The following is a 23,689-nucleotide window of genomic DNA, read 5'->3' as shown; positions in this document are numbered from 1 at the left end:
TTACACACGCTCTGCATGAATTCCGATCGATTTTCCGCTTCCCCCTCCGCTTCCGGCGGCGATGTCGTCGTACCGGTGTCGTCGCTCAACCGCGCGATTGCGTCGATGCTCGAACGTTCGTTCCCGCTCGCGTGGATCTCGGGGGAGGTGTCGAACTTCACGCGAGCCGCGAGCGGCCACTGGTACTTCTCGATCAAGGACGCCGCCGCGCAGATCCGCTGCGTGATGTTCCGCGGCCGCGCTCAGTACGCCGAATTCACCCCGCGCGAGGGCGATCGTATCGAGGTGCGCGCGCTCGTCACGATGTACGAGCCGCGCGGCGAACTTCAACTGAACGTCGAGGCTGTCCGGCGCACCGGGCAGGGGCGGCTGTACGAAGCGTTTCTGCGGCTGAAGGCGCAACTGGAGGCGGAAGGGCTCTTCGATCCCGCGCGCAAGCGCCCACTGCCGACGCATCCTCGCGGCATCGGCGTCGTTACATCGATGCAGGCCGCTGCGCTGCGCGACGTGCTCACGACGCTGTGCCGCCGTGCGCCGCATGTGCGCGTGATCGTCTATCCGGCGCCCGTGCAGGGGGCGGGGTCGGCGGAGAAGCTCACGGCGATGCTCGAGACGGCCAACGCGCGTGCTGAGGTGGACGTGCTGGTGCTGTGTCGTGGCGGCGGATCGATCGAGGATCTCTGGTCGTTCAACGACGAGACGCTCGCGCGCGCGATCGCAGCGAGCGCGATTCCAGTGGTCAGTGGCGTGGGGCATGAAACCGATTTCACCATCGCCGATTTTGCCGCCGACATGCGTGCGCCGACGCCCACGGGCGCCGCCGAACTCGTGAGTCCGCAGCACGCGACGCTGTTGCGCGAACTCGATCAGCGCCACGCGGCGCTTGCGCGTGGCTTCGTCCGGCAGATGGAGCGGCGTGCGCAGCAACTCGACTGGCTCGCGCGGCGCCTCGTTTCGCCCGCGCAGCGGCTTGCGCAGCAGAGCACGCATTTGCGGCAACTGGCGATCCGGCTTGCGTCGGCGTCCTCGCGCTCGACGGCCGACGCTCGCGCCCGCTTCAATGTTCTGCAGATGCGCTGGCAACGCACGCGCCCCGATACGGCGGCACAGTCCGCCAGGCTCGAGGCGCTCGGCCGCCGGCTCGACGCGGCGTTCGCCCGGCAGCGCGAACGCGAGGCGGCACGGGTCTCGGGACTGATGGCGCGGCTCGAAGTGCTCAGTCCGCAGCGCACGTTCGAGCGCGGCTATGCTGCGCTGCTGGATGCGCAAAGCGGTGCGGCCGTCCGATCGCCTTCGACGCTGAAACCCGGCAAGCGACTCACCGTGCATCTCGCGCAGGGCAGCGCCGACATCGCGCTTTCCGACGTACAGCCCCGCCTCGCCGAGGGTTTCTGACGCATTCGCGGCAAAGGCGCATTGCAGTCCGCATTGCAGCGCTGTTGCAAGCTGTTGAAGGTCTTTTGCAGGGGAAGTGCTGCGCGGATATGCTGGACCGGGCACGGCGTTCGCGCGTCGATTCGTCGATTGGATGCCGTGGTGCGCACGCGGCTTTCACGGCATCGGTCATGTTGCTGAAACATCGCTGCGCGAGCGTCGAAGCGTGCAACAGGCGTTACCGTGCAGTGCTGACCAACCTGGGGTACCTGCTGCGCGCAAGCGCTCCGGATTCTGCCCGGAACCCTTGCACAGCGGACATCCGGCATAAAGTCCGCCAGTTTGCGGGGTTATTCCAACTCGCCTACAATCGAATGCTCCATGCCGGTTATCACGCAGAACTAACTCCCCATAACACGACGAAGGAACAGAACCATGTCATTTACGCTCCCGCCGCTGCCGTTCGCGAAGAACGCTCTCGTTCCGCACATGTCGGAAGAAACGCTCGAGTTCCACTACGGCAAGCACCATCAGGCTTACGTCACGAACCTGAACAACCTCGTTCCGGGCACCGAGTTCGAAAAGCTCTCGCTCGAAGAGATCATCAAGAAGTCGTCGGGCGGCGTGTTCAACAACGCAGCCCAGATCTGGAATCACACGTTCTTCTGGAACAGCCTGTCGCCGCAAGGTGGCGGCGCGCCGGCCGGTGCGCTCGGCGACGCGATCAACGCGAAGTGGGGCTCGTTCGACGCGTTCAAGGAAGCGTTCTCGAAGGCCGCAGTCGGTAACTTCGGCTCGGGCTGGACGTGGCTCGTGAAGAAGGCGGACGGCTCGCTCGATATCGTGTCGACCAGCAACGCCGCCACGCCGCTCACGACCGACGCAAAGCCGCTGATCACGATCGACGTTTGGGAACACGCTTACTACATCGACTACCGCAACGCGCGTCCGAAGTTCGTCGAAGCGTTCTGGAACATCGTGAACTGGGACTTCGCTGCGAAGAACTTCGCTTAAGCGCAAGCGCTCCGCACGACAGTGCCGCGTAGTGTGCTGTGACGCGTGCCGCAACGCGCGGCACAGACAAAAAAGCCCTCGATTTTCAAAGTCGAGGGCTTTTTTTACGCGCGTTGGCGTTTATGCCAGCGCGTCGATCACTTGCTGTGTCGAACGGACGTGGCCCATGTACGGGAACAGCTTCTCGAAGTTGAAGCTGTGCATTTCGCCATTCAGGCCCGACGTGGCGTCCTCGACGAACACGAGGTTAAAGCCTTGGTCGAAGGCGGCGCGCGCCGTCGATTCGACGCCGAAGTTCGTCGCGATGCCGCCCAGCACGATTGTCTCGATGCCGCGACGGCGCAGTTGCTGTTCGAGGTCGGTGCCGTAGAACGCGCCCCACTGGCGCTTCGAGACGATCACATCGTCCGCCTGCGCGCCGGTCCCGGGCACGAGTTCCGACGCCTCCGCCGGGGCAGGTGGCGCGTCGGGCGCGTGCGTGGATATATCGGCCGGAGCCCGGCGCAGTTCGTTGAGCAGCACGCGTACCCACACGATCGCGGCGCCTTTCGCGCGCATCGTGTCGGCCAGTTGTTTCGCGCGTGCGACGACGTCGGCGCCGCTGTGCGGCGCGAGCGAGCGGCCCACGATGCCATGTTGCAGATCGATCATCACGAGCGCCGTTTTGCGCGGATCGAGGGAAAGGGCTTGCGTCATGAGTCACCAGTATGTGAGGATGGACTCACATAATGATACAGGAATGTGAGGGGGCTTTCAGATATGGGCGCAGGCGCACGAGGGGATTGTGCAGCATCGCGGCGCGTGCCGCGTCAGGAACGTGCGGCGCGCACGGTCGAGGCGCTGCTCCTCGCGGCGGGCGACGCCATTGCCGAACGCGGCTTCGACGGCGCGACGATGACGCAGATCGCGCAGCAGGCCGGCGTGTCGATCGGCGCGGCGTATCAGTACTTTCCGAACAAGGATGCGCTCGCGTTCGCGCTGCGCAAGCGCTATGGCGACGAGATGGATGCGCGCTGGAGCGCGATGATCGAAGCGAGCGAGGCAAACGGCACAGACGGCACAGTCGTCGAATTGCCGTTTGCGGAACTGGTGGAGCGCCTGTTCGATCTGATGGTCGACTTGATGGCCGACTTTCCGGCCTATTTGCCGCTGCTTTCTGTGCCGCTCGGATTCCATCGCGACGCCGCCGCGCGCAACCGGTTGCGTGAGCGCTTCGCCGCGCTCTTCAGGCGCTACAACGCAGCGCTCGCTGCCGACGAGGCCTTTCGCATCGCGGAAGTGATGCTGCAAGTCATCAAGAGCCTCAACCCGCTGTACGCGGCGGCGAAGCCCAAAGAGCGCAAGCTGCTCGTCGCCGAGTACAAGGGCGTGCTCTCGACATGGCTTGCCGTGCGGCTCGCGTGAGATTGCGGACAGTGTGGGCGCGTCAGCCGCGCTGAGCGGTCACTTCCCAGTTGATATCGACGCAAAGCACCTGCAGGCCGTGCGGCGTCTGCGCGGCGATCGACGCGGTCACGCACAGGTGCGCCTCGTTGATCGACAGATAGGGCGGTGTGAGGTGAACCTGGCCCGGCGTGCGTATTGCGCCGATGAAATAGGGCCGGCGCTCCCAACTCGCGCCCTCCGAATGCAGGAGCGGGCGGAAGCGCTTCGCGCGCTGCGTCGCACGCACTTCGGGCAGCACGTTGTCGCCGATCTGGCGTCCGGACACGTCGAGCAGGAAGCAGCGCGCCGTCTCTTTCAGGCCCAGCAGCGGCAACGTCGCATCGGCCATGGACGCACCAACGGCCAGTTTCGCCGCCGCCGTTTCGATTGCGCTCACGTACGGCGCGAGCCGCGCCGCCTGCGAGACCTCGCGCGCATTCACGCAATCGCGCAGGCGCGCCGAAAGATCGTCCATCAGCTTCGCCGCCCTGGCGGGCGGCACCGGCTCGATGCCGGGCCCCGCGAAGTACGTACCCTGCACGAAATCGGCATTGCTCTCGAGCGCAATGAGCGCGTCGCGTTCGGTCGCGAGGCCGCCCACCAGCACGAGTTGACCGGATTCGTGCAGCATCGAAACGAGTCCCGGCAGCACGCGCTCGATGTGCGCGTGGCGGCTCGCCTGCGCGAGCAGGCTGCGGTCGAGCGTGACGATGTCGGGACGCACTTGCCACACGCGGTCGATGTTCGAGTGCTTCGCGCCGAAGCCGTCCAGCGCGATGACGAAGCCGCTTTTGCGCAGTCCGTCGATGATCTCCGCGAATCGCAGATTTTCGCCGCCCGCCTGCTCCGACACTTCGAGCACCACGCGCTGCGGCTGCATCCCGAGCGCCTTGATGCCGGCAAGCAGGGCGTCGCCGTAGCTCGTGTCCATGAGTGCGGCGGGGTGCAGGCTCAGGAAGAGCCACTCGTCATGCGAATCGAACGCGTTGAAGTTGCCGAGGTGCAGCGATTCGGCAAGTCGGCCGAGTTCCAGCAGATCGCCGCGTCGCGCCGCCTGCGAGAACACCTCCTGCGACGGCACTTGCTGGCCGTGCTCGTCGTGGGCACGCAGCGACGCGTGGTAGCCGATTGCGCGACGGTGCGCGACCGAGAACACCGGCTGGAACACGCTGAAGACGGTGTAACCGCCGTACAGCACGGTGCGTCGGGCGCCTTCAACGCCCGCGATGGGGCGCGACTGGAAACCTGGGGGTTCGAGGTCGATCATGCCGGTCGTTTCGATGGGGGGAGCGCGGCGCACACCGCGCCGCAGCATCAAGTTTATAGGATAAGGATAGCCCAGCAAAAAGTATGCGAGTCACCGCACGAGGGCAGGGGCCGGGACGCGCTGACGCCGCAGATACGGGGCGCTGCCGGGGATGCCGCGCGATATCCACATTGCGCTCGGGTGGCCGCGCCTTGTGCATCCAGTGCGAAAGGCGACTACGCTCGCACCGCGCGGTCGCGGCATGCACTGCCTCGGTGCCATGGGGTGCCGATGGTTGGGTGAAGCGCGGGGCGATCTGGCGAGATGGGAGCGCGCGTTGGCGTCGCGATCGGGCGCGGTGCCCGCGCTGTCGCGTCGCCGCGCCGCTAAGTCCGTTCGGACGGATCGGTTCGCTTCGCGGTGCGGTGCAGATCGGAGGCAAGCTGGGCGAAGATCCACGACGAGGCCGCCGTGATGATCCCCACGCAGACGAACGTCGCGTGGAAGGCGGGAATCACGGCCGAACCCGTGACGTGATGGCCGATGAACCCGGCAAACGTGGTGAGCAGCGCGCCCGCGACGGTCACGCCGAGGCTCATCGAGAGCATCTGCACGAGCGAGAACAGGCTGTTGCCGCTGCTCGCGCCGCCGGTGCCGAGATCCTTGAGTGTGAGCGTGTTCATGGCGGTGAACTGCATCGAGTTCACGCCGCCGAAGATCGCCAGTTGCACGAGGCGCAGCCATAACGGCTCGCCGGGCGTGGAGAACGCGAAGCTCGCCATCGTCATGCCGACGAGCACCGTGTTCGTGACGAGCACGCGCCGGTAGCCGTAGCGCAAGATGAGGCGCGTGACGAGCCGCTTCGAGAACATGCCGGCGGCAGCCGTCGGCAGCATCATGAGGCCCGCCTGGAACGGCGTGTACCCGAGCGCCACTTGCAGCAGGAGCGGAATCAGATACGGCATCGCTCCGCTGCCGATCCGCGCGAACAGGTTGCCGAGCAGACCCACGCTGAACGTGTCGATCTTGAAGAGGTCGAGCGAGAAGATCGGGCGCGGCGTGCGCACCGCGTGCAGGCCGTAGGCGACGAATGCGGCGAGCGAGAGGATCAGCAGCACGAGCACGGCGGCGTGCTGGATGCCGAGTTCGGTGCGGCCATCGAGTGCGAACGTGAGCGTCACCATGCCGATGACGAGCAGCAGGTAGCCGGGCAGATCGAAGCGGGGCGTGTCGGGGTTGCGGCTGTCGGGCATGAAGATGAATGTCGCGACACAGCCGACGATGCCCACCGGCACGTTGATCAGAAAGATCCAGTGCCACGAGGCGATCTGCACGAGCCAGCCGCCGAGCGTCGGGCCGATCAGCGGGCCGATCAGCCCCGGTATCGCGACAAACGATAGCGCGGGCAGATAGCGTTCGGCGGGAAACGTGCGCAGCACGGCGAGCCGGCCGACTGGCAGCAGCATCGCGCCGCCCACGCCCTGCGCAATGCGCGAGAGCACCAGTTCGTCGAGCGTGTGTGCGCTTGCGCAGAGGAGCGACCCGATCGTGAACACGAGAATCGCGCCGAAGAAAACCCGGCGTGTGCCGAGCTTGTCGGCGAGCCAGCCGGAGACCGGGATCATCACGGCCATCGTCAGCGAATAGGCGATTACGACCGACTGCATGGCGAGCGCCCGCTCGCCGAGGCTCGCCGCCATGGCGGGCAGTGCTGTGTTGACGATCGTCGCGTCGAGGGTCTGCATGAAGAAGCCGATGGCGACGAGCCACAGCATCACCGACAAAGAACGGGCAGACGGCTTGGACGTGGGCGACGGACTGGGGACGGACATGGGCGATGACGAGGACGCGCAGGCGGGTGGCCGGCAGCCGCCATTGTAGGGAAAACGGCGGGGTCGCGCGGCGGTGCGTGCAGGCGCAACTAACGGCAGTGCCGTTGGCCTGGGCTATTCCGATGTGGAGGGCGGTGTCGCCGGTCCGCTCGCGGCGACCGCGTCGTAAGGCGACCGCTGTTCAGACATCGAGCTTCGCCGCCGCAGCGAAGAAGGCCTGCGCGCGCGGATCGAGCGCGAATGCCGCGTTGATGCGAATCCACGGACTCGTCTCGCCGTGGGGCCGGAAGTGGTTGCCCGGCGACACCATCACGCCCAACGGCTCGCCGCATGCCACGAGGCGTGCCGAATCGTCCACATGCGGGACGCGCGCCCACACGAACTTGCCGCCTTCGGGTCGCGCGAACAGTTCCCAGCCGTGGTCTTCGAGCGTGCGCGTGGCGCTGCCGAGCGCTTCCGACATGCGCCGTCTAAGCCGTTCGAGATACTTGCGGTACGCGCCGCGCTCGAGGAGCGTCGCCGCCACGGCCTGCGTGAAGCGCGATCCGCTGATCGTCGTGAGCGCCTTGACCGACGCGAGATCGCGTATGAGCGCGGCGTTGGCCACGACGTAGCCCACCCGCAGCGACGACGACAGCGTCTTCGAAAGCCCCGACACGTACACGACATGCTCGAACTGGTCGAGTGCGGCGAGCCGGTCGGTCGGGACGCCCTGGCAGTCGGCGAAGATGTCGTCCTCGACGATCGTGAAGCGGTGCTCGCGCGCGAGTTGCAGCAGGCGGAACGCGACGGGTGGCGCGATCGTCGTGCCGGTCGGATTGTGGAACACCGTGTTGACGAAGAATGCGCGTGGCCGATGCTGCGCGAGCATCTCGTGCAGATGCTCGAGGTCAGGCCCGCCCGCCGTGCGCCGGATGCCTACGAGCCGTACCCCGTGCAGCTTCAGCAGTCCGTAGAGGTTGTAGTAGCCGGGATCTTCGACGAAGACCGTGTCGCCGGGCTTGAGCATGTAGCGCATCAAGAGGTCGAGGCCCTCGCTCGCGCCCTCGGTGAGGAGGATCTGCTGCGTGTCCGCGACGATGCCGAGCGGCGCGAGCCGGTTGCGCAGATGCTCGCGCAACGTGGCGTCGCCGAGCGGTGTGCCGTAGTCGACGAGGCACGACGGATCGGTACGCGAAACGTAGCGGATCGCCTGGCCGAGGGCGTCGATGTCGCGCCACCCCTGCGGGATCGAGCCGCTACCGATCTGCAGGGCTTCGCCGGGGCGATTGAGTGCGCTCAGCACGAGGTCGGATTCGTCGGCGGCGTTCGACAGGTCGCAGGTGCCCATGCCGGCCATGCCCGCGCCCGCGTGCTCGCTCACATAGAAGCCCGAGCCGTGCCGCGAGTCGAGAAAGCCAAGCGAGACGAGCCGGTCGTAAGCCTCGATCACCGGGAATCGGCTGATGTGGTAGTCGGCGGCGAACTGGCGGATCGACGGCAGCCGGGCGCCCGGATGCGCCGAGCGCGAGCCGATCCACGCCTGCACGCCGGCGACGATCTGGTCGGTGAGCGGGACGCTGCTCGCGCGGTCGAGTTCGAGTTTCATGCGGGCCTCGCGAGTTGCCGGAATTGGGGAACTGTCCGGTTTTTTGACTGCACAGTTCCGGGCGAACTGTTCGGAACTGTGCATGGGTTCAGGTGACGCCGGTAGCAATAATGCTTGAACCGGGAAGGGTGTTCAAGGAGCACTGCGATGCGCGAAATCCGCATTTTCGAAATGGAGTACGACGAACCTGCGCAGACCTGGCAGTTGACGCAACCGATGCAACTGCGCGTGAGCGAGGGTGAACTGTGGCTGACGATCGACGGCGATGCAGGCGACTACTGGCTGCGCGAAGGCGAAACACTGACGCTGGGCGGGCGGACTTCGGCGCGCATCAGCGCAGGACGTTCGGGGGCTCGCTTCGTCGTGGCGTTGGGTGGGGCATCGGCGTCTGTGCGTGCGGCCGAGGCTCGCCGCGTGGCGCTGAAGCTGGCCGGCGCGTTGCGCGACTGGGCGCTGCGCGGCGGTTGGCGCACGCGTTCGGCGAGTTGAGCGTGCGGCGCCCGGACGGTGCTGCGCGGCGGGTCAGCGCTCAAAGCGCGCCGCCGGGCTCCCCCACGTAGCGTGCGCGCGGCCGGATCAGGCGTCCGTCGGCGGTCTGCTCCAACGCGTGCGCGATCCAGCCCGTCACGCGGCCCGCGGCGAACAGCGTGAACGCCGCTCCGCGCGGCAATTCCAGCACACGTTCGATGGCCGCGAGCGCGAAATCCACGGTCGGGCGCGCGCCCGTCGTTTCTGCCACCGCTTGCGCGAGTGCGTCGATCTCGCTCATCGTCGAGCGCGCCGGCGCGCGCTGCGCCAGCTGGTCGAGCAAGAGCCGCGCACGCGGATCGCCGTTCGGATAGAGCGGATGGCCGAAACCCGAAAGCGGCGCAGGGACGCCGCGTTCGTCGGGCGCGAGGCGATCCGCGAGATAGCGGTGCAGATCGCTCGCGCGCGCCGCTTCGTCGAAGAATGCGGCCACGCGCATCGTTTCGCCGCCGTGGCGCGGCCCTGACAGCGCCGCGAGACCGCCCGCCGCTGCGCCGAACAGGTGCGTGCCGGTAGAAGTGATACAGCGCACCGTGAACGTCGAGGCATTCAATTCGTGGTCCGCACAAAGTACCAGCGCCGCGCGCAGCAAGTCGGCGTGTGCGCGCGAGCGCAGTCCCCACGCGTGGGCGAGCTGGCGGTGCAGCGGTTCACTCGACGGCGCGGTCGAAATCAGTGCGGCCGCGAGCAGGCGCATCAACATCGCGCCCGTATCGATCTGCGCGTCGCGCCCCTGGGCCCAGAGGCGCGGCATCTGCGCGGCGGCGGCCGGCAGCAGCACGAGCGCGCGTTCGAGCGGCGTGTGCTCGCCCCAGATCTTGAGCCACGCGGACCATTGCGCGCCCGTGATCGGCGCGGGCGGCGCTTCCAGGATGCGGCGCGGCGCGCATTCCCAGAGCAACGCCGCGACCTCTTCGAGCGACGCGTGGCGCGCGAGGTCGATCGCATCGTGGCCGCGGTAGAAGAGCTTGCCGTCGGCGATCAGCGTGATCGACGATTCGAGCACCGGCACACCCCAGTCCAGCACCTTCTGTGCGACCTTGCCCGCGCGCTTGCCGTCGGCCTTGCGGCGCGCGAGGCGGCGCACGTCAGCCGCGGCGTAGTGGTTGTGACGGCCGACGGTTGCAGGCGTCGACGAGAGGAGTCCGCGGCTCACATAGGCATAGAGCGTGGCGCGGCTGATCCCGAGCGCTTCGGCGGCCTCGGCCGCGGTCATATAGCTGGACATGGTGGCTGGTGTCGTGAAACCGGAGAAATCAATCTATATTGATTATATTAATCAAGATTGATCGGCCGTGCGTGTCAAATGCGTGGGCAGCCTGAGGCGTTCGAGCCGCCAGAGCCGTCAGCGTGTCACTTGCGCAATTCCGCGACGAAGTCGTAGTAGTCGTTGCGGCAGTAAGTGTCGGTGAGTTCGATGGGGCGCTGGTCGGCGGTGTAGCCCACGCGTGTGATCAGGAGCAGCGCCTCGTTCGGCGCGATGCTCATCTGCCGAGCTATTTCCTCGCTCGCGTTCACCGCGCGAAAGTGCTGCAGCGCGCGCTGAATCGCGAGTCCGCGCTGTTCGAGGAAGCTGTACAGCGAATCGCCGATCGCATCCGGATCGGGAATCAGCGCAGCGGGGAATGTCGAGTTTTCGACGGCCATCACGATGCCGTCCGCGAGCCGCAGGCGCTTGAGCCGCGTCACCGCAGCCGACGGTGAAAGGCCGAGCTGAATCACCTCGTCGCGGCTCGCGGGCTGGATCTCACGCGAAATCCAGCGCGAACTGGGCGTGAAGCCGCGCTGGCGCAGCATCTCGCTGAAGCTCGTCAGACGCGAGAGCGGGTCTTCGTAGCGCGGCGTGATGAAGCTGCCCGCGCCCTGCGTGCGGCGGATCAACCCCTGTTCGACGAGCAGCGCGACCGCCTTGCGCGCGGTGATGCGCGAGACGCCGAGCGCGTCGGCGAGCACGCGCTCCGACGGCAGTGCCTCGCCTGCGTTCCAGCGATTTTCGTGGATTGCGCCGCTCAGCTTGCGCGCGAGTTGCAGATAGAGCGGCGTATCGTTTTCCGGGTCCGGGCGCAGGTCGCGCCAGCGGTCTTCCGTGGGTGCGTTCATGGGAAGCGAGCTTGAAAGGCGAACGGCAATTCTATGACACAGGCGCGCAAAAGCGCTAATGAGCGGCGCTCGCTTGCACGCAGTTTGCATGCAGTTCGCACACCGTTTGCACGCATGCTCCTGAAACAAACGAGGCGATACACTGCCAGTTTCGTGACCGTCGCTGATTTTCAGCGACGTTGTTTGCCGTCGATCGCGGTACTCGCGTTTCGTGCGGTATAAGGAGCCAGCCACCATGACGATCGGATTTCCCCATGTCGCGCTGCCGGGCGGCGAGCGCATTCCGAAGCTCGGACAGGGAACGTGGGAGATGGGCGAGCGCGCCGCGCGTCGCGCCGACGAAATTGCCGCACTGCGCGAGGGTATTGCGCTTGGCATGACGCTCATCGACACCGCCGAAATGTACGGCGACGGCGCTACCGAAGAGCTTGTCGGCGAAGCGCTGCGCGGATTGCGCGACGATGTGTTTCTTGTGAGCAAGGCGTATCCGCACAATGCGAGCGAGAGCGGCGTGCAGAGAGCCTGCGAGGCAAGCCTGAAACGTCTCGGCACCGACCGGATCGATCTCTACCTGCTGCACTGGCGCGGGAGCGTGCCGCTCGACGAGACGGTGACGGGCTTCGAGGCGCTCGTGCGCGCGGGCAAAATCCGCCACTGGGGCGTGAGCAATTTCGACGTCGACGACATGGAAGAACTCTTCGCCGTGCGGTGGGGCAAGGGATGCGCGACGAACCAGATCCTCTACAACGTCGCGCGGCGCGGGCCCGAATTCGACCTGCTGCCGTGGTGCGCACAGCATCACATGCCGGTGATGGCCTATAGCCCGATCGATCACGCACGGCTGCCGAAGCACTCGCCGCTCGACGACATCGCTCGCGCGCGCGGTGTGTCGGTCTATCAGGTGGCGATGGCGTGGGTGCTCAACCAGCCGGGCGTGTGCGCGATCCCGAAGGCGTCGCGTATCGAGCATGTGCGCGAGAACCGCGCGGCGCTCGATATCGCATTGAGCGCGGAGGACCTCGCTGCGCTCGACGCTCACTTCAAACCTCCACGCAGAAAGCGGCCGCTCGAAATGCTCTGACGTGTGAGGGCGATGCGCGGCACGATCGATTCAAAGACGAACGCGCGACGCGAAGATGCAGCATGGAAAACCGTCGTCCGGAGCCCGGCGGCGGCCCCCGGCCGGGGGACCGGAACGCCGCCGCCGACGCCTCGCCTGACGTGAGCGGCCGTCACGCCAGGTCGGAGTGGCTTGGGCGGCGCGCCCGCCGCGCCGGGCGAGGCTAATGTCCGTTGCCGCCATGGCCGCCACCGTGGCCGCTGCCGAACCCGCCGCCCGGGCCGCCAGCTGGTCCACCTCTGCCGAATCCGCCACCGAAACCTCCACCGAATCCGCCCGAGAAACCTCCCGATGGTCCACCGGACGGTCCTCCGTGGCCACTTCCGCAACCGCAGCCACTCGACCCGTCGCCGCTGGAGCCACCACCATTCGAGCCGCTGCCATTTGAACCACCTCCGCCGCTGGAACTACCGCCCCCATTGGAACTGCCGCCGCTGGACCCGCTGGACCCGCTGGACCCGCTGGACCCGCTGGACCCGCTGGACCCGCTGGACCCGCTGGACCCGCTGGACCCGCTAGACCCGCTAGACCCGCTAGACCCGCTAGACCCGCTAGACCCGCTCGCCGCGCCGCCCGATCCCCCGGAGCCGGAACCGTGCGAGCCTGAACTTGCCGCAGCGCTGGACGGCCCGTGCGCCGAGCTTGCGGTTCCGTTCGTCCCCGACGTGGCGCCCGGGCCGGAAGTACCGCTCGTGCCAGCGCTGGCCGCGCCGGTGGCGCCCCCGCCGGGTCCGGAGCCACAGTCCCCCGCGTTGCCGACACAGGTCTTCAGCGAAAACACGATGGCGGCGTCGTGAGCGGCGTCTGCAGGGGCGAAAGCCTGGTCGGAGTCGCCGACTTCCGCGTCTGCCTGCGCGATGTGCAGCGTAGTGTTCGCGTCGACGGCACCATCATTCGCAGCGCAGGCCGTAATGGAGGTCAACAGCATGCCCACACCGACCGCACACGCAGCTACACCCCTGGAAAATTCACAGTAGTGCTGATTGAATAGCGTATTTTTCATCGCTTTTCCCCGGAGGCAACGGCGTCGTGACGCCGTTGCCCTTTCCGCGCTTTTTGTCAGGCGACATGCCTTGGTACATGCATGCCGCCCGTCCCCGTAGTTAATCGCCACGTTGCGTCGTCACGACGCTGCTGACGACGTCAATGGACTGCAAGGCATCCGGCGACGAATCGTCGGGCGTCCGGGACGTGCAGGACTACTTGCTGATTGTCGGAACCCGTTGAGGTGGTCCGGCAGAAAGCGAGCGCGTCGTGCGGCCGGCCATCCGCTGGCCTTGCGTGACTACCCGCGAAGTCATGCATGAAGGCAGCGACCGGATGCCTGACCGTGATTTAGCGAGTTCCGTGCCATCGGACGAAGAACGGCGCGGCAGCGGCACCCGACAATCTCTACGCCGCGCTGGCGAGGGGGAAAAGGACGAAAACGTTTCGATGATGAAACGCGAGAGGGCGTCGCTGTCGGTTTGTGTTGCAGCCTCGTAGATCGCCCCCGCGCGACACGCGAACCTCAGACGTTTGTGCGCGTCGATTTAGCCGCTTCTTGCAGCCCGCGTAGCTCGTCCACGGGAATATGGCAGCGTATGAGATGACCGTTGCCCGCGCCGGAGAACGGCGGCGCCTGTTCATCGCAGACCGAGCCGATGCGGCGCGGGCAGCGTGCGCAGAAGACGCACCCCGCAGTCGATGTGCGAGCGCCGTTCGTTTCGCTTGCGCGCGACGTTTGCGCGGCGAGCAGCGTTTCCGTGTACGGATGGCATGGGCCGCCGAAGAGCGCATCGGCGGGGCCGGTTTCTACGACCTGGCCTGCGTAGAGCACCATCACGCGATCGGCGAGATAGCGCACGACGTCGAGGTCGTGTGAGATGAACAGATAGCTCACGCCACGCTCGCGTTGCAGCCGCGCGAGCAGATTCAGGATTGCTGCCTGCACGGAGACGTCGAGCGCCGAAGTGGGTTCGTCGCAGATGACGATGCGCGGCTCCCCCGCGAACGCCTGCGCAATCGCGATGCGTTGTTTTAGCCCGCCCGAGAGCTGACGCGCGCGCGCGGCCAGATAGCGCGTCGGCACGCGCACGGCTTCGAGCAGCGCTTCGAGCCGCGCATTTAGCCCCACAGGCTCGCTCTCGCGCGCGGCAACGGTGCGCGCGAGCGAGCGCCCGATCAGCCGCTTCACGGGCAGAGCACGGTTGAGCGACAGGTCCGGATGCTGGAACACGAGCCGCAGCGCTTCCCGCTGCTTCGCGCTGCGTCGCGCGACGCGCGCGGGCAGCGGCTCGCCGTCCAGTTCGACGCGGCCGCCCGCGTCGGGTGCGTGCAGCCCGAGCAGCAATTTCGCGAGCGTCGTCTTGCCGCTGCCCGATTCGCCGACGAGTCCTAGCGTCTCGCCCGCGCGCAGTTCGATCGAGACGCCGTCGAGCGCGCGCACGGCGTGTACACCGCGTCCGAATGTGCGCGATACGTCGATGGCGCGAAGCACGACCGGGCGATCGCCAGGCGCCATAGCCGCGTGGGCGCTTGTGTCGGCTGGCTCGGCTGGCCCGGCGGGTTCGGCGAACGGCAGCTCGATGGCGCGATCGTGGTAGTGGCAGCGCGCCATCCGCTCGCCGTGCGGCGCCACCATACGATGCGGCGGCGGCGCGTCTTCGCGGCAGCGCGCATCGGCGAGGCGACAGCGCGGCGCATACACACAGCCGCGCGCGATGGTTCCCGGCGCTGGGAGTTCGCCGGGAACCGTGTCGAGCGGTCCGGTCGCTTTGCTGCGTCCGTGCGCGGGCAGGCAGCGTAGCAGTCCAACCGTATAGGGATGACGCGCTCGCGCGAACACATCGCTCGTCGCGCCTTCTTCGATAAGTCGCCCCGCATACAGCACGCCGATGCGATCGCACATCTGCCGGATCACGGCGAGATCATGGCTGATGAACAGCACCGCCATGCCGAATTCCGCGCGCAGTTGCGCAACGAGCGCGAGCACTTCGGCTTCGACGGTTGCGTCGAGTCCGGTTGTCGGCTCGTCGAGGATCAGGAGCGCGGGGTTCGACGCGAGCGCCATCGCAATCACGACGCGCTGCTGCATGCCGCCCGAAAGCTCGTGCGGGTAGCTCGCCATCACGCGGGCGGGATCGGCGATGCGCACGCGCCTGAGCATGTCGGGCGCGCGTGTGAGGGCACTGCCCGCGCTCGCACCCGCGGCTTCGAATGCCTCGGTCAACTGGCGCGCGATGGTGAGCGACGGATTGAGCGCGCCCGCCGGGTCCTGATAGACGATCGACACCGTGTTCGCGCGCAGCGCGCGCAAGCCGTCGGCGTCGAGCGCGAGCACGTCCTTTCCGGCGATCGCGATGCGTCCGGTTTTCACGTGGCCGTTGCGCGCGAGAAAGCGCAGCGCCGCGAGCGCGACCGTCGATTTGCCGCAGCCCGATTCGCCGACGAGTCCATACGACTCGCCGCGCCGGATGCGCAACGAGACATCCGTGAGCACTTCGCGTTCGCGCCCCTTCACGCGATAAGCGACGGTGAGGCCGACAAGCGCAAGCGCGTCTTCGTCGTCGCCGCGCGGGGCGCCGAACGTCGCTATCGACGGCGATGGGGCCGCGCGTTGGCCGTTCATGATTCGAGTGCCTCGCGCAGGGCGTCGGCGATCAGGTTCACGGCGACGACGAGCGAAGCGATCGCGAGTGCATCGAACGCGACGGTCCACCACGCGCCGCCCGCGAGCAGCGCATACGATTCGGCGAGCGCGAGCCCCCAGTCCGCGGAGGGCGGCTGGATGCCAAAGCCGAGGAACGAGAGCGTCGCCACCGCGAAGATGGCATAGCCGAGCCGCACGGTAGCTTCCACGACGATGGGCGGCCAGACGTTCGGCAGGATCTCCGCGAACATCACATACGGTGCGCGTTCGCCGCGCAACTGGGCCGCGGCGACGTAGTCCAGATGGCGTTCCGCGAGCACGGCCGCGCGCACCGTGCGGGCGATCAGCGGCGCGAACGTGATGCCGATCACGAGCACGACTGCGAGATTCGACGCTCCCACTGCCGCGAGCACCACGAGCGCGACGATCACGAGCGGCAGCGCGAGCACCGCGTCGAGCGTGCGCGCGACGAGGCTGCCCGCAAAGCCCTCGAAGTAGCCCGTAACGAGCCCGAGCGCCGTGCCGACGAGTGTGCCGGTGAGCGTGGCAAGCGGCGCGATGGTGAGGATGTCGCGCGCACCCACGATCACGCGCGAGCACACATCGCGACCGAGTTGATCGGTGCCGCACCAGTGGGCGCGGTCGGGCGGCATCAGCGAGCTGAGTGGGTCGGTCGCGTAAGGGTCGGCCGGGGCGAACGCGTGTCCTGCGAGCGCACAGACGATCCACCAGAGCAGGACGGCCGCGCCCGCAAGAAACGCAGGCGAGCGCAGCAGTTCGCGCAGCACGTGAAAGCGCGCGGCGTCGGGCGACGCGGTGGCCGGCGTGGCGGCGTTGTCGCTCATGGGCCGGCCCTCGTCCGCAACCGCGGATCGAGCAGCACGTGCAGCAGATCGGCGGCGAGATTGGCGAGCGTGTACACCGCGCCGATCGCGAGCACGCCGGCTTCGAGCATCGGGAAGTCTTTTGCCTTCGCCGCGTTATAGATCAGCGAGCCGATGCCGGGATAGCGGAATAGCGTCTCCACGACGACGAGCCCGCCGATCAGATAGCCGAGCTGCGTCGCGGCGACCGTCACCGTGGGCAGGAGCGCATTGCGCAGCACGTGCCGCACGATCACGACACGCTGTGGCAGGCCCTTGAGAATCGCGGTGCGGGTGTAGTCGGCATCGAGCGCGCCAAGCATGCCGGCGCGTGCCATGCGGGCGAGGTAGCCGAAGAACACGAAGACGAGCGGCAGCACCGGCAGCACCAGATGCCGCAACTGTTCGGCCACGCCAGCGCCGGGCGGCGCAACGGCTTCGATCGGCAGCCAGCGCAGCCACACGCCGAAGACGAGAATCAGCGCGATTGAGGAGACAAACTCGGGCACCGCGCTTGCACACAGGCCGGCGGTGCTGATCGCGCGGTCGAGCGGGCGGCCTGCGTGCAGCGCGGCCCACACGCCTGCGCCGATGCCCGCCGGCACCACCACCACGAACGCCAGCAGGCCCAGTATCGCGGACTTGAGCAGTGCCGCGCCCACGAACGGTGCGACGCTCTGGCGGTAGCTCCACGACAAGCCGAAGTCGCCGCGCAGCGCGTGTGAAATCCACATGACGTATTGCTCGAATGCCGGGCGGTCCGCACCGAGCTGATGATTGAGCGCGGTGACGGCGCGCGCGTCGGCGAGCGGCCCGAGCACCGCCCGGCCAATGTCGCCAGGCAGCAGTTGTCCGCCCGCGAAGGCGAGAATCGACAGCAGCCACAACGTGAAAAGCGCCCACGCCGCGCGGTGCGCGATGAAGCGAAGCGCGGGCGCGGTTCGCGCGGCGTCAGTGCGTTGCGGCGGACTCGTCAGCGGTGTAGCCATCGGACTCCAGTAGCGTGCGCGCCGTGGCCCGCGATTCATGCGGCGAGCGTGGCGCGGTCGAAGTAGAGCTGCGCGAGCGCCGTGAAGCGCACGCCTTGCAGGGCGGTCCGTTGCGCGATCAGCTGGTCGTAGAAGTACGGGATGATGACGGGCGTCTCGTCAAGCAACAGCGTGGCGATCTGCGCGGCGATCTGCTTTTGCGTAGCAACGTCGAGCGTCGCGACGAATTGCGCCACGAGCTTGTCGTACTGCGCGTTGCTGAAATGCGCAGCATTCCACGTGCCACCGCTCGTGAGCGGCGCGTTGAGGAACGCGTTCGGCACGCCGCGATGCCCGTAATCGGTGATGCCGAGCGGCGAGTCGAGCCAGTCCGATTTGCCGTACGTGCCGGCGCCGTAGTACTGCCCCTGGCTTTCGACCTTGAGCGCGATGCGCACGCCGATCGCTTTCGCGGCGTTCTGCACGACCACGGCCAGATCGGGAATCTCCATGTACTTTTCCGTGGTCAGTGTCAGGTCGAAGCCGTTCGCCACGCCGGCCTGCGCGAGCAACTGGCGTGCCTTCGCGATATCGGCTTTTCGCTGCGGCACGCTCGTCGGGCTCGACGGAAACACCGGCGCGAACGGGCTGTCGTTTCCGACCACGGCGCGGCCCTTGAAGAGCCCGCGCACCATCACGTCGCGATCGAGCGCCAGTGCCAGCGCCTGGCGCACGCGCTTGTCCTTGAACGCGGGCGCGTCGTTGCGCATGTGAATCTGCCGATGCGCGCTGGAGCGCACGCCGACCACCTTGAAGTCGGGATTGTTCAGGATGCCGATGCCGCCCTGCACGGTGAACGTGCCCATCGCATCGGCCTGGCGTCCCTGCAGTGCGAGGATCTGCGCCGCTTCGTCGGCGTAGAACGAGAATTGCACGCGTGCAGGCAGCGCCTTGTTGCCCCAGTAATCGGGATTGCGAACGAACGTTGCGCCCTGTCGCGGCTGGAAGTTTTCGAGCTTGAACGGCCCTGTGCCGATAAAGCTTTTCTCATAGCTGCCCGCATAGTTCGCGGGCAGCATCACGGCGTTGTAGTTGTCGGATGAAACGTAGTACGGGAAGTTGCCGTTGGGTGCGTCGAGATGGAACGCCACCGTGTGATCGTCGACCACCTTGGTGCCGCCTTTCGACAGAACGCCCTTCAGTACGGACAGCGCGGCCGAACCGCTCGCCGGATCGGCGAGGCGGTCGAACGTCGCCGCCACGTCTTTCGCACCGAACGGCTGGCCGTCGTGGAATCGCACGTTCGGGCGCAGCTTGAAGGTCCACACGTCCGCCTTCTCGTTCGGTTGCCACGAGAGCGCGAGTGCGGGCGCGAGGCGGCCGCCGGCGTCATCGTCGGCCAGGAACTCGCCGGTCTGGTTCAGGAGGCACAGGCCGCCTGCATCGGTGACGGTTAGCGGATCGACGGCGCCCGCAGGCATCAGGTGCGCGACGCGGATCGTCTGGTTCGTTGGCTGCTGCGCCCGCGCGAAGCGCGGCGCCATGAGTCCGCTGGCGGTGAGCGTGAGGCCCAGCACACCCGCGTAACGCAGCAACTCGCGGCGGGTGATGCGGCCGGCCAGATATTCGTCGATGGCGTGATTGCCGTAGTCGCCGGCGTTGCGGCGCAGCAGTTCGAGAGGCCCGGCAGAGGACAGCGGTCGTTTCATCGGTGCGCGATTCCGTGCAGTTCCGTGAGTGGGTGCGACCCATCCCGAGGGGGGATCGCGACGGCGGCATGCGGTGCAGCTAGCGACGAATTCCGGTCCAGTTTAAGCGATCCGGCGGCGAGGGCGTGCGAAGGTTCCGATGGCCCGGCTTTTCATGAGCGGGGATGGCAGTACTGTCGCGGTAAGGTGGTCTAATAAGCTGAGGATTTGAAGACCGAGGCGACGAGAACGATGAAGGAAGGGATAACTACGGCCGTCAGGCGGGGACTCAAGCGCCCGCACTGTCCGTTGGACGTGATGCTGCTGAGCGTGCCTTGGTACGTTGCGTAGCCGCTGAGCCTGGGCAATCAGGAAGAGATGATGTCTGAGCGGGGCCTGTCGTTCGATCGTTCGACAGTTCCCCGGTGCCGTTGTTACGCGTTCATGGCAGCGAGATCGTGAGATTCGCCGACTGCGGTCCAAGCTTGATGATCTGCGTATATGGCGCGAGTGTGCGCACCGTGTTATCCCGCAACCACATGCTGAGGCCGAGCCAGGCAAGCAGACCTACCAGCGTGAAAACCGCGCCTATCGACCAGAGCGGCACTTCGCGCTTGAGTCGATGCGCAATCTGGTCGGGCAGAGGCCAATGCGGTGCAAACGGTGCGCGCTTGCCCTTGATGTGAGCGATCTCGTCGCCGAGGCGCGCCGTAAGGTAGGCGAGTTTTTCCGGACCTTCCAGAATGTACTTGCCCTGAAATCCGAGCAGCAGACACATGTGGAAGACCTCTAGCGACTGAAGTCGTGGCGCGCCCTGTGCGCGACACTCCTCGAGAAACTGAAAGAACCTCTCGCCGGCAAGCTGCTCGCGGAACAACGTGAGCTGTAGGGGGCGCTGTTCCCATTCCGTTTGGATGCGGAACGACGATGCCAGCACCGACTCGTCCAGGGCGGCGCAGAATGCAAACTTTGCCGCGTACACGTCGTCGGCCGCGACATTCAGCTTCTTCGCGCCGCGCTCGAAGTCGCCGAGAAACTGTTGTACACGGGTGCTGAAATCGGAGGCGTCACCCGGCTCGCGGCCGTTCTTCAGCAGGAACAGCATGAAGAAGCCGTCGTAAAGCAGATCGAGCAGCGAGCGCGCCTGGTAAGCCGGTTCGCCAGAGGGCGCGGGTTGATTCAAGACCGGCGCTGCGACGCCGAAAAGGGAAGGGGCGTTGGTCATGATGTCACCGCGATCAGTTCGAGTTTGAGGTCGTTGATGCCAGAGGGTGCGTAGACCATGGCCGACTGCGATTGCACCATGCGCTCGTGGAGCGCGCTGCGTGACTCGAACGCAAAATAGTAGGCTCCGGGCCGCACAGGAATAGCGGGCGGGACTTGGGGCGTGTAGACGAGCCGCACTCCCGGCATGGCGGAAAGCACGAGCTTCTCCACGTCGTCGGGCGCGCCGACCTTGAAGCGCGCCGGGACGGCTTCGACGAGATCGATTGCGGGCATGTCGGCCGACACGGCGAGGTAGAACGTTGTCTTGTCATCGATCTTGCCCGAGTCGAGGCGCCCGATGTGGAACGAGGGGCGCACTTCCTCCAGCGCAATGGCGAAGTACTGGGTGGAAATCACCGTTTCCAGCAAATCGCGCAGGATCGTGTCGAGGCGTGCGAAGCCCGGGCCGGGATCGTCGTGGCGGTACCCGGGCAGATCGGCGAGCGTGTAGCCCTTGGAGAACGTCATCAATTGGCCCGCAAGGCGCAGCAGTTCATGGAAGAGCCGCTCCGGGTGGAGCGCTGCATGCTGATAAAGATGCGCAAGCGTGGCGAACGCGCCGCTTGCCGTGTGCAGCAGCCAGAACGAAGCGATGTCGCCGGAGCGAAACTCGATGATATTTTTGGTCGGCTCGCGATGAAAGCCGTAGAGTGCGTTGACCTTTGCCTGCAGGGCGTCGATGAGGCGGCGCAGCCGCTGGTGCAGGAGCGGTGATGCTTCGATGGCGAGGGTTGGCGGCACGAAGTCCTCGTCAACCTCGAAGCCCGACGTCGCGGTGCGCCGCACGCGTACGACGGGCACGGAGAGCAGCTGTTCGCGCGGCTCGCTATGCGCGATCAGCCTGACGTTCGTCTTCAGGAACGTCACGTCGGCTTGCGCCGCGTCGGTGTAGTGATCGGCCACGCTCGCCTGTGCGCGCACGTAGCGCGTGACAAAGCCGGTTTCCATGTCCGATGCGTAGTTCGCGCCGTTTTCGCGCAATTGGTGCATCGCCAGGTAGAACGTGAATTCGTTCATGCCTTCGGGCAACGTGTCGAGCGCGACGGGCGGTGGCAGATCGTCGGCCTGCGGCGCGCTGTACAGCGTGCCGTCCGGAAACACGAGCGAGAGTGCGCTCATGCGCAGCATGTTGCTACCCAGCGCATCGTGATCGATCCGTGCCGCGCGCACGCCCCAGTTGTACGGCGCGATGGCCTGAATCGATTCGAACAGGCGCGCTTCGTGGTAGGCGTCCTGCCGCTGGAAGTGCTGGGGCCTCAGGAAAAGGCCTTCGCCCCAAAGCACTTTCGAGGAATGACTCATGTTAAATCGGTTATATGCGTGATTCAGCCAATATCGCTCGCATCAGCGATATTGGTTGAAATTGTTAAATATTCCGCTTGCTCGTTATTCACCCGCTTTCACCCGCAAGTCACCGAAGAAAGCAGATTCAACGGCTGTGCCGGTAATGCCCGGTCCGACTGGATCACCGTGCCGCCCGTAACTGTCATTGCGCAGTTATGCAGGCCGACCATTATGCCGGATTTCTCGGATTTCGCCGGATCGAAGGTTAGCTTCCAGCGCTGCATGGCGGGATTGCGAAATAACGCCACAATGCCGAACGCCTGCGCTTCCCGTGAAATCTTTTCGGTTGCGTGATGTCGCTGACCCGGAATCAGCGTTACCTCGCGCACGCTGAGCAAGTCGCTGCCTAGCGTGCTCTGTTCTTTCGCAGGATCGGTGAACGTATCGAAAGTGGCCTGCTGGAACGATGTGGGATCCTTCAACGCATAGAGCCGAACCACCAGCGCGAGCGGCTTGTTGTCGGTCGCCGCGTTGAGATTCTGCGCCGCAATTAGCGTAATTCCGAGATTGCGCGGCGGTTTCTGGATGTCCGGCAACTCGGGCTTGCCGATGCCCGCGAGCTGTAGGGCTGCCGCGCAACCGGCCAGCTGGATGCTGGCGACGAATATCGATATAAAGCGAATAGCGCGCGCATTCATTCTCATTGGCCGAGTGATAACACTCGGGATCCGTTGAATGGTTATGTCCGATCAAGATAATTCACTCCGCATAACGGGAGCCATTCCTAGGCCGCGAACTGACAAGTGTCCGATTATGCGAGTAGCAATCTACTCCACATTTCGCGATTCAGTTTGAATCGATGAGGAATTATTCTGTGTGAATGTTCTCGTGGCTGTAATCCCGCCTCATGAAATTGTCGAAAATTGTGAAAATCCGGAGTGTTTCATTCAATTATCAACAATTGGTCTGTACTATACCGCGCACTAGAGCTAAAACAAAACTCTGATATTTTCCATCGCATTAAAAATCACACGTTGGTGAAAGAACGATGATAAATCGGGTCATTCCAAGGCTCGTTGGGGTGGTGCTGGCATGCGGGGTAATCGCGGGCTGCGCTACGCCGGACAGCAACCTTGCGGCATCGCCAGGCGCGTTCAACAAGGCGTTGGCCGACGCCGATACTGCGGCGAAGGGCGGCGACCAGAATCGCGCGATCGCGCTTTATCAGAAGCTCGCCGCTGCCGATCCCACGCGTAATGAACCGTGGTCGCGCATCGCGCAGATCCAGTTCCAGCAGCAACACTATAGGGAGGCCGTCGTCGCCGCGCAGGAAGCCTTGCAGCGTGATCGGACCGACCGTGCCGCAAAAAGCGTGCTGGCCGTGGCGGGCCTTCGCGTCGCGACGCAATCGCTCGGCGAACTGCGCCAGGACGCCTCTCTGCAAGGCGATGCGAAATCCGACGCTCAAGCACTCGCAAAGCAGTTGCGCGACACGCTCGGCGAGGCTTCACTGTTTCCACCCGAACAAGCGTCCGATAAACGTGCACCAAAGAAGCGTCGCGTCGTACGGACCGTGCAGAAGCCGGGGCCGACGCCCACGCAGACAGCCGACGCTGCTCCGTCTGCGCTAGTCCTGCCACCGGCCGCGCCCGCACCGGCCAAAGCTGCGCCCGCACCAGCCAAGGCCGCGCCCGCACCGGCCAAGGCCACGCAGGGCGGCGGCGGCACCGATCCGTTTGGCGCGCTGCGCTAACGGTCTGGT

19 protein-coding genes are annotated in these 23,689 nt (G+C 65.9%); 6 read left to right on the top strand and 13 right to left on the bottom strand.

Features of this window, described 5'->3' with window-relative positions:
- Window positions 1–15: 15 nt before the first annotated feature.
- Together xseA and sodB are read left to right on the top strand one after the other, a co-directional pair.
- Complete coding sequence (gene xseA, locus D1Y85_RS01955; protein WP_124149325.1) at window positions 16–1,395, top strand: exodeoxyribonuclease VII large subunit; 1,380 nt, start codon at window positions 16–18, stop codon at window positions 1,393–1,395.
- A gap of 414 nt (window positions 1,396–1,809) precedes the next feature.
- Window positions 1,810–2,388: a superoxide dismutase [Fe] gene (gene sodB, locus D1Y85_RS01950; protein ID WP_124149324.1), complete on the top strand. Its 579-nt coding sequence runs from the start codon at window positions 1,810–1,812 to the stop codon at window positions 2,386–2,388.
- 120 nt (window positions 2,389–2,508) lie between these two features.
- Here sodB and D1Y85_RS01945 read toward each other — a convergent pair whose 3' ends face one another.
- Window positions 2,509–3,084, bottom strand: coding sequence for an isochorismatase family protein (locus D1Y85_RS01945; protein ID WP_124149323.1), 576 nt, complete (start codon window positions 3,082–3,084; stop codon window positions 2,509–2,511).
- Between the two features lie 105 nt (window positions 3,085–3,189).
- On the opposite strand from D1Y85_RS01945, the gene D1Y85_RS01940 reads away from it, so the two are divergent.
- The gene (locus tag D1Y85_RS01940; RefSeq protein WP_246024735.1) at window positions 3,190–3,792 is read left to right on the top strand and encodes a TetR/AcrR family transcriptional regulator; all 603 of its coding nucleotides are present in this window, start codon (window positions 3,190–3,192) and stop codon (window positions 3,790–3,792) included.
- Window positions 3,793–3,814: 22 nt separating this feature from the next.
- Here the strand turns inward: D1Y85_RS01940 and D1Y85_RS01935 are convergent, their stop codons facing one another.
- From D1Y85_RS01935 to D1Y85_RS01925, 3 genes are all read right to left on the bottom strand, one after another.
- The gene (locus D1Y85_RS01935) at window positions 3,815–5,080 is read right to left on the bottom strand and encodes an EAL domain-containing protein (protein ID WP_124149321.1); all 1,266 of its coding nucleotides are present in this window, start codon (window positions 5,078–5,080) and stop codon (window positions 3,815–3,817) included.
- Window positions 5,081–5,445: 365 nt separating this feature from the next.
- A complete protein-coding gene (gene mdtD, locus D1Y85_RS01930) occupies window positions 5,446–6,891 on the bottom strand; it encodes a multidrug transporter subunit MdtD (RefSeq protein WP_124149320.1) in 1,446 nt (481 codons plus the stop codon).
- 181 nt (window positions 6,892–7,072) lie between these two features.
- Window positions 7,073–8,479 (bottom strand): aminotransferase-like domain-containing protein, encoded by a 1,407-nt coding sequence (locus D1Y85_RS01925; RefSeq protein ID WP_124149319.1) that lies wholly within the window; start codon window positions 8,477–8,479, stop codon window positions 7,073–7,075.
- A 147-nt stretch (window positions 8,480–8,626) separates the two neighbouring features.
- Between D1Y85_RS01925 and D1Y85_RS01920 the strand changes: the two genes are divergently transcribed.
- Entirely contained in the window at window positions 8,627–8,968 is a 342-nt protein-coding gene (locus D1Y85_RS01920; protein ID WP_124149318.1) for a DUF2917 domain-containing protein, read from the top strand.
- Between the two features lie 40 nt (window positions 8,969–9,008).
- Here the strand turns inward: D1Y85_RS01920 and D1Y85_RS01915 are convergent, their stop codons facing one another.
- Together D1Y85_RS01915 and D1Y85_RS01910 are read right to left on the bottom strand one after the other, a co-directional pair.
- Entirely contained in the window at window positions 9,009–10,235 is a 1,227-nt protein-coding gene (locus tag D1Y85_RS01915; protein ID WP_124149317.1) for a citrate synthase family protein, read from the bottom strand.
- Window positions 10,236–10,360: 125 nt separating this feature from the next.
- Window positions 10,361–11,107 (bottom strand): GntR family transcriptional regulator, encoded by a 747-nt coding sequence (locus D1Y85_RS01910; RefSeq protein ID WP_124149316.1) that lies wholly within the window; start codon window positions 11,105–11,107, stop codon window positions 10,361–10,363.
- 235 nt (window positions 11,108–11,342) lie between these two features.
- On the opposite strand from D1Y85_RS01910, the gene D1Y85_RS01905 reads away from it, so the two are divergent.
- Window positions 11,343–12,188, top strand: coding sequence for an aldo/keto reductase (locus D1Y85_RS01905; RefSeq protein ID WP_124149315.1), 846 nt, complete (start codon window positions 11,343–11,345; stop codon window positions 12,186–12,188).
- A 1,549-nt stretch (window positions 12,189–13,737) separates the two neighbouring features.
- Here the strand turns inward: D1Y85_RS01905 and D1Y85_RS01895 are convergent.
- The 7 genes from D1Y85_RS01895 to tssJ form a co-directional block, all read right to left on the bottom strand.
- A complete protein-coding gene (locus D1Y85_RS01895; RefSeq protein WP_124149314.1) occupies window positions 13,738–15,837 on the bottom strand; it encodes a dipeptide ABC transporter ATP-binding protein in 2,100 nt (699 codons plus the stop codon).
- Window positions 15,834–16,703 (bottom strand): ABC transporter permease, encoded by an 870-nt coding sequence (locus tag D1Y85_RS01890; RefSeq protein ID WP_124149313.1) that lies wholly within the window; start codon window positions 16,701–16,703, stop codon window positions 15,834–15,836. Before D1Y85_RS01890 ends, D1Y85_RS01895 begins: the two co-directional genes overlap by 4 nt.
- Window positions 16,700–17,710 (bottom strand): ABC transporter permease, encoded by a 1,011-nt coding sequence (locus tag D1Y85_RS01885; protein WP_124149312.1) that lies wholly within the window; start codon window positions 17,708–17,710, stop codon window positions 16,700–16,702. The genes D1Y85_RS01890 and D1Y85_RS01885 overlap by 4 nt, the downstream gene beginning before the upstream one ends.
- A gap of 35 nt (window positions 17,711–17,745) precedes the next feature.
- On the bottom strand, window positions 17,746–19,398 hold the full coding sequence (locus D1Y85_RS01880) for an ABC transporter substrate-binding protein (RefSeq protein ID WP_124149311.1): 1,653 nt from the start codon (window positions 19,396–19,398) through the stop codon (window positions 17,746–17,748).
- 421 nt (window positions 19,399–19,819) lie between these two features.
- Window positions 19,820–20,602 (bottom strand): type IVB secretion system protein IcmH/DotU, encoded by a 783-nt coding sequence (gene icmH / locus D1Y85_RS01875; RefSeq protein WP_124149310.1) that lies wholly within the window; start codon window positions 20,600–20,602, stop codon window positions 19,820–19,822.
- The gene (gene tssK, locus D1Y85_RS01870) at window positions 20,599–21,945 is read right to left on the bottom strand and encodes a type VI secretion system baseplate subunit TssK (protein WP_124149309.1); all 1,347 of its coding nucleotides are present in this window, start codon (window positions 21,943–21,945) and stop codon (window positions 20,599–20,601) included. Before tssK ends, icmH begins: the two co-directional genes overlap by 4 nt.
- 98 nt (window positions 21,946–22,043) lie before the next feature.
- Window positions 22,044–22,625, bottom strand: a complete 582-nt coding sequence (gene tssJ, locus D1Y85_RS01865) for a type VI secretion system lipoprotein TssJ (protein WP_124149308.1) — start codon at window positions 22,623–22,625, stop codon at window positions 22,044–22,046.
- 350 nt (window positions 22,626–22,975) lie between these two features.
- On the opposite strand from tssJ, the gene D1Y85_RS01860 reads away from it, so the two are divergent.
- Window positions 22,976–23,680 carry a tetratricopeptide repeat protein gene (locus D1Y85_RS01860; RefSeq protein ID WP_185218872.1) on the top strand — a complete coding sequence of 235 codons (705 nt, stop codon included), beginning with the start codon at window positions 22,976–22,978 and terminating at the stop codon, window positions 23,678–23,680.
- The last annotated feature ends 9 nt before the right edge of the window (window positions 23,681–23,689 follow it).

It is taken from the genome of Paraburkholderia dinghuensis, assembly GCF_003837865.1.
GTDB classification, from domain to species: Bacteria; Pseudomonadota; Gammaproteobacteria; order Burkholderiales; family Burkholderiaceae; genus Paraburkholderia; species Paraburkholderia dinghuensis.
The sequence above is the reverse complement of the archived record's forward strand: the minus strand, read 5'-3'. Positions and strand labels throughout refer to the sequence as shown.

What these genes read in the sequence shown, in the direction of transcription:
- xseA (WP_124149325.1), top strand. Translation starts at nt 16, where the DNA reads ATGAATTCCGATCGATTTTCCGCTTCCCCCTCCGCTTCCGGCGGCGAT.
- sodB (WP_124149324.1), top strand. Translation starts at nt 1,810, where the DNA reads ATGTCATTTACGCTCCCGCCGCTGCCGTTCGCGAAGAACGCTCTCGTT.
- D1Y85_RS01945 (WP_124149323.1), bottom strand. Translation starts at nt 3,084, where the DNA reads ATGACGCAAGCCCTTTCCCTCGATCCGCGCAAAACGGCGCTCGTGATG.
- D1Y85_RS01935 (WP_124149321.1), bottom strand. Translation starts at nt 5,080, where the DNA reads ATGATCGACCTCGAACCCCCAGGTTTCCAGTCGCGCCCCATCGCGGGC.
- mdtD (WP_124149320.1), bottom strand. Translation starts at nt 6,891, where the DNA reads ATGTCCGTCCCCAGTCCGTCGCCCACGTCCAAGCCGTCTGCCCGTTCT.
- D1Y85_RS01925 (WP_124149319.1), bottom strand. Translation starts at nt 8,479, where the DNA reads ATGAAACTCGAACTCGACCGCGCGAGCAGCGTCCCGCTCACCGACCAG.
- D1Y85_RS01920 (WP_124149318.1), top strand. Translation starts at nt 8,627, where the DNA reads ATGCGCGAAATCCGCATTTTCGAAATGGAGTACGACGAACCTGCGCAG.
- D1Y85_RS01915 (WP_124149317.1), bottom strand. Translation starts at nt 10,235, where the DNA reads ATGTCCAGCTATATGACCGCGGCCGAGGCCGCCGAAGCGCTCGGGATC.
- D1Y85_RS01910 (WP_124149316.1), bottom strand. Translation starts at nt 11,107, where the DNA reads ATGAACGCACCCACGGAAGACCGCTGGCGCGACCTGCGCCCGGACCCG.
- D1Y85_RS01905 (WP_124149315.1), top strand. Translation starts at nt 11,343, where the DNA reads ATGACGATCGGATTTCCCCATGTCGCGCTGCCGGGCGGCGAGCGCATT.
- D1Y85_RS01895 (WP_124149314.1), bottom strand. Translation starts at nt 15,837, where the DNA reads ATGAACGGCCAACGCGCGGCCCCATCGCCGTCGATAGCGACGTTCGGC.
- D1Y85_RS01890 (WP_124149313.1), bottom strand. Translation starts at nt 16,703, where the DNA reads ATGAGCGACAACGCCGCCACGCCGGCCACCGCGTCGCCCGACGCCGCG.
- D1Y85_RS01885 (WP_124149312.1), bottom strand. Translation starts at nt 17,710, where the DNA reads ATGGCTACACCGCTGACGAGTCCGCCGCAACGCACTGACGCCGCGCGA.
- D1Y85_RS01880 (WP_124149311.1), bottom strand. Translation starts at nt 19,398, where the DNA reads ATGAAACGACCGCTGTCCTCTGCCGGGCCTCTCGAACTGCTGCGCCGC.
- icmH (WP_124149310.1), bottom strand. Translation starts at nt 20,602, where the DNA reads ATGACCAACGCCCCTTCCCTTTTCGGCGTCGCAGCGCCGGTCTTGAAT.
- tssK (WP_124149309.1), bottom strand. Translation starts at nt 21,945, where the DNA reads ATGAGTCATTCCTCGAAAGTGCTTTGGGGCGAAGGCCTTTTCCTGAGG.
- tssJ (WP_124149308.1), bottom strand. Translation starts at nt 22,625, where the DNA reads ATGAATGCGCGCGCTATTCGCTTTATATCGATATTCGTCGCCAGCATC.
- D1Y85_RS01860 (WP_185218872.1), top strand. Translation starts at nt 22,976, where the DNA reads ATGATAAATCGGGTCATTCCAAGGCTCGTTGGGGTGGTGCTGGCATGC.